The sequence below is a fragment of the Nocardia uniformis NBRC 13702 genome (assembly GCF_001613345.1).
GTDB lineage: Bacteria > Actinomycetota > Actinomycetes > Mycobacteriales > Mycobacteriaceae > Nocardia > Nocardia uniformis.
On the sequence record NZ_BDCE01000056.1, the window covers coordinates 161,416 to 175,711 of the forward strand.

General features: G+C 64.4%; 12 protein-coding genes and 1 pseudogene. 3 read left to right on the forward strand and 10 right to left on the reverse strand.

The genetic code is table 11. The features are described from left to right. The first annotated feature begins 170 nt into the window (after window positions 1-170). Window positions 171-1,241 carry an acyl-CoA dehydrogenase family protein gene (locus NU1_RS19900; RefSeq protein WP_067523288.1) on the forward strand — a complete coding sequence of 357 codons (1,071 nt, stop codon included), beginning with the start codon at window positions 171-173 and terminating at the stop codon, window positions 1,239-1,241. 226 nt (window positions 1,242-1,467) lie between these two features. Here NU1_RS19900 and NU1_RS19905 read toward each other — a convergent pair whose 3' ends face one another. Beyond that, a complete protein-coding gene (locus NU1_RS19905) occupies window positions 1,468-2,655 on the reverse strand; it encodes an acyl-CoA dehydrogenase family protein (RefSeq protein ID WP_067523289.1) in 1,188 nt (395 codons plus the stop codon). Window positions 2,656-2,698: 43 nt separating this feature from the next. Continuing rightward, window positions 2,699-3,481: an enoyl-CoA hydratase/isomerase family protein gene (locus NU1_RS19910; RefSeq protein WP_157552598.1), complete on the reverse strand. Its 783-nt coding sequence runs from the start codon at window positions 3,479-3,481 to the stop codon at window positions 2,699-2,701. Between the two features lie 270 nt (window positions 3,482-3,751). Here NU1_RS19910 and NU1_RS19915 point away from each other — a divergent pair. After that, window positions 3,752-4,553, forward strand: a pseudogene (locus NU1_RS19915) (FadR/GntR family transcriptional regulator). A gap of 264 nt (window positions 4,554-4,817) precedes the next feature. Beyond that, on the forward strand, window positions 4,818-5,576 hold the full coding sequence (locus NU1_RS19920; RefSeq protein WP_067523290.1) for an SDR family NAD(P)-dependent oxidoreductase: 759 nt from the start codon (window positions 4,818-4,820) through the stop codon (window positions 5,574-5,576). Between the two features lie 258 nt (window positions 5,577-5,834). Here NU1_RS19920 and NU1_RS19925 read toward each other — a convergent pair whose 3' ends face one another. The 8 genes from NU1_RS19925 to NU1_RS19960 form a co-directional block, all read right to left on the reverse strand. After that, window positions 5,835-7,064, reverse strand: a complete 1,230-nt coding sequence (locus tag NU1_RS19925) for a CaiB/BaiF CoA transferase family protein (RefSeq protein WP_067523291.1) — start codon at window positions 7,062-7,064, stop codon at window positions 5,835-5,837. 39 nt (window positions 7,065-7,103) lie between these two features. Further along, window positions 7,104-8,777, reverse strand: coding sequence for a thiolase C-terminal domain-containing protein (locus NU1_RS19930; protein WP_281221254.1), 1,674 nt, complete (start codon window positions 8,775-8,777; stop codon window positions 7,104-7,106). After that, the gene (locus tag NU1_RS19935) at window positions 8,774-9,010 is read right to left on the reverse strand and encodes a hypothetical protein (RefSeq protein ID WP_067523292.1); all 237 of its coding nucleotides are present in this window, start codon (window positions 9,008-9,010) and stop codon (window positions 8,774-8,776) included. The genes NU1_RS19930 and NU1_RS19935 overlap by 4 nt, the downstream gene beginning before the upstream one ends. Before the next feature lie 43 nt (window positions 9,011-9,053). Next, the gene (locus NU1_RS19940) at window positions 9,054-10,241 is read right to left on the reverse strand and encodes an amidohydrolase family protein (protein ID WP_067523293.1); all 1,188 of its coding nucleotides are present in this window, start codon (window positions 10,239-10,241) and stop codon (window positions 9,054-9,056) included. A gap of 67 nt (window positions 10,242-10,308) precedes the next feature. Then, complete coding sequence (locus NU1_RS19945; RefSeq protein WP_084521617.1) at window positions 10,309-11,853, reverse strand: aldehyde dehydrogenase family protein; 1,545 nt, start codon at window positions 11,851-11,853, stop codon at window positions 10,309-10,311. Then, window positions 11,807-12,667 (reverse strand): mycofactocin-coupled SDR family oxidoreductase, encoded by an 861-nt coding sequence (locus NU1_RS19950; protein ID WP_067523295.1) that lies wholly within the window; start codon window positions 12,665-12,667, stop codon window positions 11,807-11,809. The genes NU1_RS19945 and NU1_RS19950 overlap by 47 nt, the downstream gene beginning before the upstream one ends. 73 nt (window positions 12,668-12,740) lie before the next feature. Continuing rightward, the gene (locus NU1_RS19955; protein ID WP_281221255.1) at window positions 12,741-13,733 is read right to left on the reverse strand and encodes an NAD(P)-dependent oxidoreductase; all 993 of its coding nucleotides are present in this window, start codon (window positions 13,731-13,733) and stop codon (window positions 12,741-12,743) included. Further along, window positions 13,734-13,922 carry a ferredoxin gene (locus NU1_RS19960; protein WP_067523297.1) on the reverse strand — a complete coding sequence of 63 codons (189 nt, stop codon included), beginning with the start codon at window positions 13,920-13,922 and terminating at the stop codon, window positions 13,734-13,736. It abuts the gene before it with no gap. Window positions 13,923-14,296: the final 374 nt, after the last annotated feature.

Sequence of the window (14,296 nt, forward strand, 5' to 3'; positions counted from 1 at the left end):
AGACGCGGACGCCAGGACGGCGCGGGCGGACGCCTTATCCGCACACAACCGCGCCACTGGCCGCATCGGATCGAGCATGATCATCCCGCCCGGAATCCGGGGGTTGCTGTACGCCCATACAGAAGATAGCTTACGTGGTTAACTAGGTCAAGATTGAAAGGAGCCACGCTGTGGACTTCGCATTGAGTGCCGAGCAGGAAGCCCTAGCTGCCAGCGAGCGCGCCTGGCTGGCCAAACACGATCCCATCTCCGTGCGCCGGCGCACCATCGATGTCGGCCCGGCTACGATTCCCGGCTACGCCGCGAAACACCTTGTGGACTCCGGGCTGATCGGACTGCTGACCAGCGATGCCGGCGGTACCCATGTCGACCTGGCGGTGCTCGTCGCCGAACACGGCAGAGCAGCCAGCCCCGTTCCGCTCGCCGAGCTGGCTCTGTCCACCGCCGTGCTCGACAAGCTTGTCCATCCACTGACCACACTCGCCGAGGCCAACACGGGCGGCGCGGAATTCGTCCCACTCGTCCTCGCCCCGGCCGAAGGCGGCCCGCTCAGCGCCGACATCAGCAGTACCGAGCTGCGGATCAGCGGTGTCACCGCGCCCGCCTGCGCTGCGCTCGACGCCACCGGATTCCTGTTCGCGGCAACATGTTCGGATGGGACGGAAATACTCGCCCACATCCCGAGCGGAAATGCCGGTGTCGCCGTTCGCACGCTGGAGACACTCGACCTCACCAGGTCCTGGTCCATTCTCGAACTCGACCTGACGCTACCGGCCGAGCGCTGGGCCGTCGCACCAGTCGGTACTCTCGCCTATCTCGACGACGCCCTCGCCTTCTCCCGGAAAATGGATGCCCTCGGTGCCGCCGAACGTCTCCTGGAGCAGACGGTTGAATACGCAGGTCAGCGCACTCAGTTCGGTCAGCCCATCGGGAGTTTCCAGGCAGTCAAGCATCACTGCGCGAACATGGCACTGCACACCGAGGCAGCCAGAGCCGCACTGTGGGCCGCGGCGGTCGCGCTCGACGGCGCCGACCCTGACCAACGTGCCGCCGCGGTCTCCGCTGCCGCGGCCTACGCAGGCAATGCGACCAGTTCCGTCGCCTCGACCGCTCTTCAGGTCCACGGCGGCATCGGTTTCACCTGGGAACACGATCTGCACCTGTTGACCCGCCGGATCAAGGTGGACGAGATTCTGAACGGCTCAGTGAGCAGGCATCGCAGGCGGCTCGCGCAGTTGTGAGGATCGGTCCTTTCCGCTCCTCCCCACCGGAACCCCTCGCCGATATCGCGGCAGTGACCGTCGCCGCGGAGCCGAGAAGCGGTGTCCCACACAGCGATTTGGCCTCGGTGCGCTGATCGCACTGACCATCGCGGCATGGTTGCGATACACCCGAGCCAGCCATACCGATGCCGGCCTGGTGGCGGGACGACGCGCGGATATTCGAACCCGCGCGCCGATCCGTCACTCAGCGCGGCATGTTCAATCCACGTTCGGCGATGATGTTGCGCATGACCTCGGAACTTCCGCCGGCGATTGTGTACGCGCGGGCATAGAGGAACTCGTCCTGCCACCGGCCGTTGTCCACAACACCGCGGTCACCTTCGACCAGAATTCCCGCCTCACCGCTCAGTTCCAGGGCGAAGCGCGCGATGTCCACGCCGAGTTCGCTGAACATCAGTTTGGCCATCGGCGCGTCCTGCACCCGCACGGTGCCACGCGACCATCGGCTGATGTTGGCGTACACCAGCGCCGAAAGCGCTGCTACTTCCGCGCTCAACCTTCCCAGCGTCTCCTGGACCGCGCCGTCTTCGATGGCGGGCCGCCCATCGCGGGTCACCTTCCTCGCCAGGTCCTTCAGCGCATCCACGTTCTGACGCAACCGGACCGCACTCGTGGCGACACCGCTGCGCTCGTGCCCGAGACTCGAATTAGCGATGGCCCAGCCGGCGTTCAGCTCACCGATCAGGGCCCCAGCCGGCAATTCGACGTTGTCGAGGAACACCTCGTTGAAGTCGGACGTACCGGTCATCTCACGCAACGGCCGCACGTCGACCCCAGGCAGGCTCATATCGACGACGAACGCGCTGATGCCCTTGTGCTTCGGCGCGTCCGGATCGGTACGGGCAAGCAGATAGCCGTAGTCGGCCCACTGCCCGTTGGTGGTCCACACTTTCTGGCCGCTTACCCGGAAGTTCCCATTCTCGGCACGTACGGCCCTGGTCCGCAGCGATGCCAGGTCACTGCCGGAGCTCGGCTCGCTGAACAGCTGACACCAGGTATCTTTGCCGGAGCGGATGCCCGGCAGGTATCGCCGACACTGTTCCTCGGTACCGAAATCGATCAGTGCGTGCGAAACCAGCCCACCCGCGCCCGCGAAGTGCGGGGCCCGGGCCCGGGCCAGCTCCTCACCCACCACCACGCCACGCTCACTGGAGTAGGCACCGCCTTCGCCGCCGTACTCCAACGGCCAATCGCCGCCCATGTATCCGGCGGCGTAGAGCTTGCCGATCCAGTCGGTGATCAAGGTGTGCTCGGCCCGGTCCTCGGCGCTGCGCGCGCCGGCCCTGGGTGGTATCGCCGGCACGTTGGTCTCGACGAAGGCCCGTACCTCCAGCCGGAACCATTCCAGCTCCGGGCTCATTCCGTAGTCCATCTCAGCTACTCCCTCTATGGGTCCGCGCCTGACGATTCGGCGGTCAGCGAACCTCGTAGTTTCGGGTAGCGACCTCCGACCGTTCGACCTGCGCCTTCCCTATAGGGTTGCCGATCATCGTGTACGACATCCCTGTGGCGAGGGCGTTCGAACGACCGGTGTCGCGCGATTCCCAAATAGCCCGGATACTGCCCTGCACCGCGGCCGGTGGCTTCGCGGCGATCCGCGCGGCCAGGTCCTGCGCCCGATCCCACAGGTGCGCACGCGGCAGAACCTCGCTGACGAAGCCGATCTGCTGCGCGCGTTCGGCCGACATTCTTTCGTCCAGGCCGAGCAGGACCATCCGCAACACCTCGCCGATCGGAATGCGGTGCGCCAACCCGATCGGCTCGAGAGCCGCGACCATGCCGTAGGAGACATGCGGGTCGAAGAACTGGGCGTCGTCACAAGCAATGATGATGTCGGCCTCGTTGAGCCAATACAGGGCCCCACCCGCGACCATGCCGTGCACCGCGCAGATCAGGGGCTTCCAGCAGCCGTTCTGCTTGGGCGAGAGATCGACCCCAGGGTCCTGCCTGCTGAACGGGTTGTCTGCCATGTAGGTACCTTCCCGCACATCCATGCCGGTGCAGAAGGCGCGGTCGCCGTTGGCCCGCAGCACGATCACGTGCACATCGTCTTCGTCAGCCGTGAAACGCCAGAGTGCCTTGAACTCCGCGCGCATCGCGTCGTTGAAGGAGTTCATCCGCTCCGGCCGGTTGAGTGTGACGGTCAGAACGTGGTCTTTCAACCCCGCGGTCACTGTGGTCAACCCGTTCAGGTCCACCGTTCCTCCTGCAGTCGTGAGTTACACTTCGACACCGTACCTATATAACTAAGTTAGCAGTCTCTCTATCCATTGGTTGGATCCGAGACTCCCGACCTCGATCCGCATGCCTGGATCGCCTGCAATACTTGTTCAACCTAGTACGATAGATTTCGATCATTCGTAAATGTCCGCGGACCAGATTCAGCGGACAACCCGTCGGAGAGCCCGACATCAACTCGCACCAGATGGTCACCTGGCCGACGAATCCACTCTCACTGGAGAAAATACGTGACCGACACGGCACCGGCACCGGCACCGATCTTCGGGTCACACAGTGCGACACCCCGCCCGATCCGGACACCCAAGACCGCCCAGCTGGTCGCACGCAACCTTCGTCGCATGATCGTCGACGGCGATCTCGAGGACGGCGACCACCTCCCGCACGAGGCCGAACTGATGGAGCACTTCTCGGTCAGCCGCCCCACTCTGCGCGAGGCGGTACGTGTCCTGGAATCCGAACGCCTCGTAGAGGTGCGACGCGGATCCCGTTCCGGCGCCCGAATCTGCGTCCCCGGCCCCGAAATCGTCGCACGACCAGCGTCGCTGCTCCTCGAGCTCGCCGGAGTCACAGTCGCGGACGTGTTCGTGGCCCGCGAGGCGATCGAACCCGAAGCCGCGCGCATTCTGGCCACCGAGGGCACCGATGAGCATTTCGACGAACTCGAACGCATCGTCGATGAGGATATCCCGGCCGCGTACGCCGCCGACGATCTCGCTTTCGGCACCTCGACTTTCCACCTGCGGATCGTTCAGTTGTCCGGGAACGCGGCGCTGGCCATCATCGCCTGCATGCTGCACGAGATCACCGAACGCCACACCGGCGCGGTCCTGCTCGAGACTCGCACGGACAACGAACGGTACGAGTTCTCGTACAAGCTCGAGATCCGTTCGTGCCGTCGGCTGATCAAGCTGCTTCGCACCCGGGGACGTGGAGGGCGTGTTCACACACTGGCAGAAGCATATGGTCAACACCCGCCTATCGCTGATGAAGGGCCGCGAGGACGTACAGGTGCGCGACATTCTCGACTAGCGGGCAGGTCGGATCGAACACCCGGGGCAAGCCGCGATTTTGCGGCAGACCGTCTACCGGCCTGCCGACAGGATGGGTGTCGAGCACACATGACCACGCCGGTCGATGGCGCTGTTTACATCTGTTCACCACCATGCCGCGCTGGAACATAGTTAATTTAGTGCTATAAGTTAGCGAAGCAATACGCGATCTCTGCATCGGTCGAGGCCATCCGTCCAGCAGCCGTCGACAGACCAGCGACGTAGCCAGCGAACAGGAGCACATATGGACATCAACGGGAAGAACGCGGTCGTCGTAGGTGGCGGTTCCGGCATGGGCAGAGCGACCGCGGAGGCGCTCGCCGCGGCCGGCGCTACTGTCGCCGTGCTGGACCGGGAAGCCGGCGACGGAAAAGAGACCGCAAACGCGATCGGCGGCATCTTCCATGCCATCGACATCACAGATTTCGACGGTGCTGAACGGGCCCTCGCCGCTACGGTCGACGACCTGGGAAGCCTGCATATCGCGGTTAACACCGCAGGCGGTGGAATCGCGAAGAAGACCCTCGGCCGCGGCGGCCCGCACGATCTGCAGACCTTTCGGCAGGTCGTCGACTTGAACCTGGTCTCCACGTTCAATCTCAACCGCCTACAAGCGTTCCACATGAGCAAAAACGAGCCCGCCGACGCAGAGCGCGGGGTCATCGTGAACACGTCCTCGATCGCGGCGTTCGAGGGCCAGATCGGTCAGGTCGCCTATACCGCCGCGAAGGCCGGTATCGCGGGCATGGCCCTCGCGATGGCCCGCGACCTCGGCTCGCAGGGAATTCGGGTGCTCGCCATCGCGCCGAGCCTGTTCGCCACCGCAGCCACTGCCGGCTTCACCGACGAACAGGTCGCACCCCTGGTCGAAGGTGCCGCTTTCCCGAAACGGATGGGACGGCCGACGGAATTTGCGAAGCTGGCGCTAGCAATCGTGGACAACCAGATGCTGAACGGCCAGTGCCTTCGCCTGGACGCCGGCCAGCGGTTCGCACCCCGCTGATCCCAGCATCCAGCCACGGCAATACGCCGTGGCGCCGATAGCGACGGACGACCACCTCGCCATCACCAAAGCGGTCCCGGCCCGACTCTCGAAGCGGGCGTGGTCGATCCGCCCCCACGGCCATCGTCCACCACTCGGGCGCCTCCTCGAACTCGAGGAGGTCGATGCCGATCTCCACACCTGTCCGAACACGAGGACCGGTGGACCGGGGCGGTGGCCGGGGCACGCGAGGGCCTCGGCCATCCTGGACATCAGACCCTAGGTCACTGCGCCGACGATCTTGAGTTCGATGAGCTTCTCGTCATCGATGCCGATCTCGCGCAAGATCTCGTCGGTGTGCTCGGCGAACAACGGAGCCCGCGTCATCTGCACGGGCGCGTCGTCGAACTTGACCGGGTTCGCGACCAGCTTCTGTGGTCTGCCATCCACGTCGATCACCTCGGCGATCCGGCCGTTGGCGATCAGTGCCTCGTCGTGCCCGACGTCCCACCCGTCCTGCACCGGAGCCCACGGCCCGCTCAGCCCGTTCAGGGCAACGGTCCATTCCGCATAGGTTCGGGTGGCGATCGCCGCCGCGAACCAGTCACCGATCTCCCCGCTGTTGGCGAAGATCTCCTCCATGGTCGCGAACCGCGGGTCATCGACGAGATGCCGGAGTCCGATCGCGGTGACGAACTCGTTCCAGAACCGGGTGGGCTGAAGCATCGAGAACTGCAGCCATCGGCCGTCGGAGGTACGGTACGAGCCCGTCAGCGGATTGCCCGCGGCCTGGGTTCTCCTCTGCACCTTCGGAAGAGGACCACCGGAACTGAGAGCCAAGTTGACCGAGAACTGGGTGGCCCACGCACCGACTCCGAGAAGGGACACGTCGACGACCGACGGTTCGCCCGTACGCTCCCGACCGGCAATCGCCGCAGCGATACCGCCCGCGATGGCCATGCCGCCGATGTTGTCGCCATACGCTCCGGCCGGCATGAATGCCATGTGGTCCGCTTCGGCGGGCATAACGCCGTTGGCGCTGCCGCCTCTAGCCCAGAATCCGGTCGCGTCATATGCGCCCTTGTCCGCGTCGGGGCCCTGACTGCCGTACCCACTACCGGTGACGTAGATGATGTCCGGGTTGATCGCCCGGATCTCCTCGAGCGTGATCCCGAGCTTGGTGCGGGGGCCGGGCAGGTAATTGGTGAGAAACACATCGCTGCGGCGGACGAGCTCCTCGAGGACCGGGCGGGAGTCTGGATTGGCAAGATCGATTCCGATGCTGCGCTTGCTCCGGTTCGGGCCCTCCATGATGGGAGCGAACGACGAACCGGTCGTGCTCGCATCGAGTCCCAGGACCCGGACCAGGCCGCGCTGGGCGTCACCGGTTACCGCGTGCTCGACTTTGACGATGTCGGCTCCCCAGTCAGCGAGCACGGCTCCGGCGGCGGGAACATAGGTGAACTGGGCGACCTCAAGAATGAGGATGCCCTCCAGGGGACGGTGCATGACGACTCCTGATCGTGGAAGAGAGTACGGACGTGGTTGTCAGTCGGCGCGCAGGAGGATCGCACCCGAAGGCACACCGCCTCCGGCAGTGACGACGGCGCCGTGCGGGTCGGCGACCTGCCTACCGGGAGCCTGGCCGCGCAGTTGCAGGACGGCTTCACGGAAGAAGCCATAGCCGTGGGTGCGGCCCGCCGAGAGCTGGCCGCCGTGCGGATTGAGCGGTAGCCGACCGTCGACCGCGATGCCGCGGCCTTCGTCGATGAAATCGCCGGCGCCGCCGAATTCGCAGAAGCCGAGCGCCTCGAGCCAGGACAGGGCGTTGAAGGTGAAGCCGTCGTAGAGCAAGGCGATGTCGACATCCGCGGGCCGCAGATCCGTTCGGCTCCACAGATGGGCCGACGGCCCGAGGGACTGCGGCAGGTGGGTCAGCGTGCCCTGGTCCCAGGAGAGGTGCTCCATGATCTGGGTCCCGACAGCCTCCACGAACACCGGCTTGTTCGGCAGATCAGCGACGGTATCCGCAGCGGACACGATCACAGCGACCGCACCGTCGACCGGCACATCACAGTCATACAACCCGAAAGGTGTTGAGACGACCCGGGCTCCCAGATAGTCGTCCATGGTGATCGGATCCCGGTACACGGCTTCCGGATTCGCGGAGGCGTTGTCACGCGCGTTGACCGCGATCGCACCGAGCACATGCTTCGCGTCGCCATAGCGGTGGAAGTAGTGCGAGGCCTGGCAGGCGATCCAGTTGGCGGCGGACATGGCCCCGAAAGGGTGGCGGAACTCGAGCATGCCTGCTGCCCGGCCGCCACTGGTTTCCCACCTGCCCGACCTCGTCAGTTGCGAGTGGCTGGCCTCCCACACCGTGCGGAAGCACAGTACGTGGCGGCACAGACCCGAGGCCACCGCGAGCATCGCGGCAATGATCGAACCATTCTGCCCAGGTAGATCTCCCCCGCCGTTGACCCAGGTCGGGTGGATCCGCAGGGCCTGTTCGACCGGCATGACGCCCCCCTCGGACATGCCGCCGGCCATCGCCCCCGGGTAGGTCGAGAGGCCGTCGATATCGTCTAGGGTCAGTCCGGCATTCTCGATGGCCGCGAGGCAGGCATCGACCGTCAGGGACAGCGGGTCGACCATGAGCCGACGGCCGATCGCCGACTGACCGACACCGGTGATCGCGACGCGCTCCTCGAACCGATCGGACGACGCGGGTGGACGGAGGTGGGCGCGGTAATCATCGGGTTCAGGTAACGGTCCCGGCTCACCGATGGCCTCGGGATCCAGCTCGAAGAGCGGCAGCCAGATGTCCTCGGCGGCCTGTTCGAACACAACACGGACCTGGGTACCGACTGTCACCTCGCCCGGCTCGCAGCCGACGATGTTCGTTGTCAGCCGCACGCTCTGATCCTCCGCGAGCGCGACGATCGCGATGACATACGGTGGGTGGAAGTGCGCAAGCCACTGCTGGGAATTGACCGTCACACCCACGACGACGGCGCGGCCGGACACCGGCTGAAGGGAAATGCTACGACCACGACATTCCGGGCACAGCACCGACTGCGGGTGCATCTGCTTGGAGCAGTCCGCACACTGAGCGATCCGCAGGATGCCGTCCGCCCCCGATGCCCAGAATCCGGCACTCGCCAACGTCGGCTGCGGTAGGGGTCTGCCGGTATCGATGGCGGCACCGGAGCCCTGCGTCACCGTCGCCCCGGAGTGCGGACGCGATCACGGACCGTGATCATCGCCGCGAGACGGCGCTGCGTGTCGGCACGACTCAGGACGATGTCGTCACCGGACTCACCGCGCTCCAGACGCGCGAGCCGTTCGCGTTCAGCGGCGATCTCCTCGTCGAGGAGATCGCCGGCCAGCTCACGAGTGAGCAGATCCTGGTCGACCCAGTCTGAGTAGGGAAGCTGTTCGATGGGTTCTTCCATGAGAGCAGTCCTTCTTGACACCACTGCGGAACCGAAGATTCCGTCAGTTCGAGCGCGGAAAGTTGAGGAGGGTACGAGCGTTGAGTTCGACCATCTGGTGCACTTCCGCGTCCGGAACATTGCGCATCTGGTCGTGCACCACTTTGCGGCTGTTCGGCCAGTTCGAGTCGGAGTGCGGGTAGTCGCCTTCCCACGTGATGTTGCCGATACCCACCGCATGCCGGTTGTCGAGACCGAACTGATCTTCGATGAAGCAGCCGAACAGATGATTGGCGAACAGCTCCGACGGCTTCACCGTCTGATTGATGTTCTGATAGAAGCGATGCTTGGCCCACACTCCGTCCATACGCTCGAGCATGTACGGTACCCAGCCGATTCCGCCCTCGGACAACAGGAACTTCAGATTCGGATGGTTGTGGAACACCGGTGAGAACAACAGGTCCGCCGTCGCGTACATGGAATTGCAGCCGAACAGCGCCGTCATCACGGCCATCGGCGCATCCGGCGCAGTGATGGGGGCCCGGCCGGACGTACCGAAATGAACACACAGCGGCTGGCCGGTGTCCACCGCCGCGGCGAACACTCGGTCCCAATGGTTGGTATGGAATGACGGTAGGCCCAGCGGAACGGGATTCTCCGGAAACGAGATGGCCCTCGACCCCTTGGCAGCAGTGCGGTAGATCTCCTTCACCGACTCTTCCACCGACCACAGCGGCAGGATCGTCAACGGAATCAACCGATCAGGTGCATACGCACACCATTCGTCGAGGATGTAGTCGTTCCATGCTTGAACGCACAGCAACGCGAGTTCCTTGTCGTTGCCCTCGAGGAAGACCGTGCCGGCGAATCGCGGAAACGACGGGAACGACAATGTGGCCTGCACACCGTCGATATCCATGTCCTGAACGCGGGCCTTCGGCTCGTAGCAGCCCGGAATCATATCCTCGTAACGAGTCGGTTCGGCACCGAACTCCTCCGGCTTCTTGCCTGCCACGGCATTCAGACCGATATAGGGGTAGATGCGGCCCTCGTACTCCCACACCTCCGCCAGCTTCGTTCCGATATCCGACCGGCCTCCGTCACCTGTGATAACCGACTTCGACATCTCCTTTTCGATGATCCTCGGTCCGGCCCCTACAAACCTCTTGGGCAAACGATCCGACCAGAGCCTGGGATGCTCGATCAGATGGTCGTCGGTTGAGATCAGGTGCATGTGATCTTGGAGCGGCATTGCTTCCTCCCGGTTGGGCCTGAGTCATCGTGTGTCCTCTGGAATCGGTGGTGAGCAGGTCAGGCGGTCAGCCGCGCGCCGCACTCCACGTGATGGACTTGGTCTGCAAATACTCCTCGAGTCCGGCAGCTCCCCACTCGCGGCCGAGGCCGCTCTGCTTGTAGCCACCGAAGGGCACGTGTGGTGTCACGCCGCCACCGCCACCATTAATCCCGACCATGCCGGTGCGAATGCGCTTGGCGATACCCAGCGCTCGCACCGTGTCGGCAGAGAACACTCCGCCGCCGAGCCCGAAGTCGCTGTCGTTGGCTAGACGCACGGCATGATCGTCGTCATCGAACGGGATGACGACGCCGACCGGGCCGAAGAACTCCTTCTGCGCGATTTCCATCGAATTGTCGACGTCGACGAACAGCGTCGGCTCCACGAAGTAGCCGTTGCCGAGTCCTGCCGGACGGCCACCCCCGAAGGCGATGCGCGCCCCCTGCTCGATGCCGGATGCGATGAGCGACTCCACCTTGTCGCGCTGTTCGGCGCTTATCAGCGGCCCCATCTGGATATACGGCTCGGCCGGATCGCCAACCTTGATCATTCCGAGTCCCGCGGTGACCATTGCAATGAGCTCGTCACACCGCGTGCGGTGCACAAGCGTGCGGGTGAGTAGCGAGCAGCCTTGCCCGGCATGGGTGACCATATTGCCGATCACGGACTGGGCAGCCTTGGCCAAATCGGCGTCCTCACAGACAATGTTCGCCGATTTGCCACCGAGTTCGAGAACAACCTTCTTGAGGCTCGGCGCGGCCTGTTCGTAGACGAGGCGGCCCACCGTGTCCGAACCGGTGAAGCTGACGAGGTCGATCTTCGGGTTGGTGGTCAATTCACGTCCGGCATCGATGCCGCCGGTGACGATGTTGAGCACACCGGGCGGCAGCCCGGCCTCATCCGCGATCTCACCGAGAACAAGCGCCTCGAGGGGCGTCGCCGGGGCGGGTTTGAGCACGACCGTGCACCCCGCGGCCAGCGCCGGGGCAACCTTCATGACATTGAGAAACAGCGGGAAGTTGTACGCCGAGATCAGCGCTGCTACACCCGCCGGCTCGCGAACCACGACGCCTTGGCCGATGCCCTGACCGATCGTCGGCAACACACCGCGCTCGAACTCGAACGACGGCAGGATGCGCTCAGCCATGTCGCGCAGGTGCTCGATCGGGATCCCTACCTGTAGGTACTCCGCCAGTGCCCGTGTCGAACCGGATTCCGCGATATTCAGGTCGACAAGTTCGGCGCGACGCTTCTCCATCACATCGGCCATCTTCCGCAACACCTGCGCGCGCTCATGTGGTGACATCGTCGGCCACGGGCCTTCGTCGAAGGCACGCCGGGCGGCCTCGATCGCGCGGGTCACCTCAGCGACAGTGGCTTGCGGCACGCGCCCGATGACCTCTTCCGTCGCCGGATTGAGGACGTCGATGATCGACTCGCTGACGCTGTCGACCCATGTGCCGTCGATGTAGAGCTGGGAAATACTCGTTACCACGGTGAACTCCGGTGTCGTTGCGGGCAGGTCAGAAACTCGGCTGCTGCGGGCGGAGTCGCACGTATCCACCGGCATCGACGCGCATCTGCATCCCAGTGACGTAACGCGAGGCGTCCGACAGCAAATAGAGCACCATTTCGGAGATGTCCTCGGGCTCGACGTACGCGACATTCATCGGGCTCATAGTCGCGAAGCCGGGCAGTGCGTCCTCCCGGGTCGGGTGCTCGAGGTCGGAACGGAACTGCCGGAACATCACCTCGCTGTTGAGCATGTCCGTGTTGCAGTTCGACGGGTGCACCGCATTCGCCCGGATCTTCCTCGGCCCCAGCACGATTGCGAGGTCATTGACAAAGGAAGCGACCATCCGTTTAGCCAGCGAGTACCCCTGACCCCCGGTACCGTACGCGGGGTTCTGCCCGGTGCTGTTCATCATCGCTGCCAGGCTGCCGGTGGCAACGATCGAGCCGCCCTCGCCCACGTGTGGGAGGGCGGCCTCGACGGCATTGACGACACCGTTGAAGTCCACTGCCATCGCGTCGATGAACGCCTGGGGATCATTCGAGCCGAGCGGGCAGATACCCGCGTTGGCCACGACGCCGTCGAGCTTGCCGAACGCTGCGACACCCTGCTCGACAGCCCTGGTGAGCGCCTGCCGGTCACGCACATCGGCAATCGTGGAGATCATGCGGCCACCGGCGGCCTCGACCAGGCGGGCCGTCTCGGCGAGGTCGTCGGGCGTCGCCAACGCGTAGTCGTTGGTCTTGACATCCTCGCAGAGGTCCACGCCGATGATGTTCGCGCCTTCCGATGCCAGTCGCACGGCGTGCGAACGCCCCTGACCGCGAGCAGCGCCGGTGATGAAGACGACTTTGCCTTCTACACGTCCCATGATGTGTCCTTCTTGTCGGTTCTAGCATGTGTCTGTGAAGAAGCTCAGCGATATCGCGCCGAGCGTCGACAAATCAGCCGATCGGGGTGGGCGAAGGCTGGTGCAGATCCATCGGCCCCAGCCGGGTCGCCCGCTCCAGATTCCGGATGTCCAGACCGATGTCCTCGGCAACGGCCCGAGCCGCCGCAACGTCTTTCGAGAGGAAGTGCGGCAGATGGGCAGCGAACTCACCGGCCGGCAGCGGTGATGCAGCGATGTATCGAGCCGCCGTGCTTCCACCGCTCGTAGTCTCGAGCGCGGCGAGAAGATGGTCCTCGTCGATTCCCAGCGACCCTGCCAGCTCGAGCGCGGTGAGCGTGAGCTGCGTGCACGCCGCGAACAACATGTTGTTGATGAGTTTGATCGATAACCCGCTGCCCAGGGGGCCGGTGCGCAGAATCCGGTCGGCATAGTCACCGATCACCCGCTCGGCTACCTCGACCGCGTCCTCGGACCCGCCGAGCAGCACGGTAAGCGCACCCGACCTGATGCCCTCGGCTGTTCCACTGAACGAGGCGTCGACCACTGCCGCCTCGACCGAATCGGACAGCTCCCGAAGTAGTTTCGGACTCCCGGTCGTATGCGAGACGAATACGGCACCAGGCCGGAGGAGTTCGATCACCGGTACGCACACGGTACTGATCTGATCGTCGTCGAACAGGCACGCGATCAGTACATCGACGTCGGCGAGATCCGTTGGCGCGCGGACGAGTGTCGCACCGGCCGCGGCCAGGCGCTCACGCACCGCCGGCCTGCGCGCGAACACCGAGACGGTCCGGCCTGCCCCCAGGAGACGTTCGATCATCGGTTCACCGATCTGTCCGGCGCCGATGAATCCGATGTGCTTGTCGTTCATGAATTCCCCGCGTCGTCCGTGATGGGAGATGATCTGGGCCGGAGCGTCCGGCGATGTCGGAATGATCGAAATCGAGCCGAGGCCACCCCGGCGGGTCCGGCGCCGTCCACCACGATGCGCGGGGGTCGCGTATCGGAATGTATGACATCGCCCGCTTCGTCGGTCTGACAATCAGCGAACGGAGATCGCTCGCTCGGGACAGGCCGCGACACCGGCGGCGATGTCCTCATCGAGAGGTTCGGTGACCTCACGGTCGATCGGCATCGCATAACCCAGGTCGTCGATATCGAACACGTCGGGGGCGACGGCATAGCAGCGAGCGTGGCCGGAGCACTTGGCGGTATCGATCGTGAGCTTCATTGGTCCTACCGTTTCGAGAGTTGCGGGCCCATACGATGAGCGTTGGAAGAGGGCATTTCCGCCGACCGTATACGCCTCAAGATATGAGACTCTACTGGAGTTTTCTCTCATAGATTGAGACCCTCCGGGGGCCAATAGTAGCGACCGACGCGCCACCTGTCGAGACCTAGCTCACATAGATAGATAAGTGACGATTCTAGACGCTGAGACCGCAAGTGAGAAGCGGGAACCACCAGGTACGTCGGAACTCAACGCGGCCGGATCGCACGAACGAGGTGCTCGATGGCGTGGTTTGCTGATCAACGCACACCGGCTGGGCTCCAACGTGATCGCACGCGTCCTCAACGAACGCGGCGAAGACCACGCCCACGAGC

What these genes read in the sequence shown, in the direction of transcription:
- NU1_RS19905 (WP_067523289.1), bottom strand. Translation starts at nt 2,655, where the DNA reads ATGGACTACGGAATGAGCCCGGAGCTGGAATGGTTCCGGCTGGAGGTA.
- NU1_RS19920 (WP_067523290.1), top strand. Translation starts at nt 4,818, where the DNA reads ATGGACATCAACGGGAAGAACGCGGTCGTCGTAGGTGGCGGTTCCGGC.
- NU1_RS19925 (WP_067523291.1), bottom strand. Translation starts at nt 7,064, where the DNA reads ATGCACCGTCCCCTGGAGGGCATCCTCATTCTTGAGGTCGCCCAGTTC.
- NU1_RS19935 (WP_067523292.1), bottom strand. Translation starts at nt 9,010, where the DNA reads ATGGAAGAACCCATCGAACAGCTTCCCTACTCAGACTGGGTCGACCAG.
- NU1_RS19940 (WP_067523293.1), bottom strand. Translation starts at nt 10,241, where the DNA reads ATGCCGCTCCAAGATCACATGCACCTGATCTCAACCGACGACCATCTG.
- NU1_RS19945 (WP_084521617.1), bottom strand. Translation starts at nt 11,853, where the DNA reads ATGCCGGTGGATACGTGCGACTCCGCCCGCAGCAGCCGAGTTTCTGAC.
- NU1_RS19950 (WP_067523295.1), bottom strand. Translation starts at nt 12,667, where the DNA reads ATGGGACGTGTAGAAGGCAAAGTCGTCTTCATCACCGGCGCTGCTCGC.
- NU1_RS19960 (WP_067523297.1), bottom strand. Translation starts at nt 13,922, where the DNA reads ATGAAGCTCACGATCGATACCGCCAAGTGCTCCGGCCACGCTCGCTGC.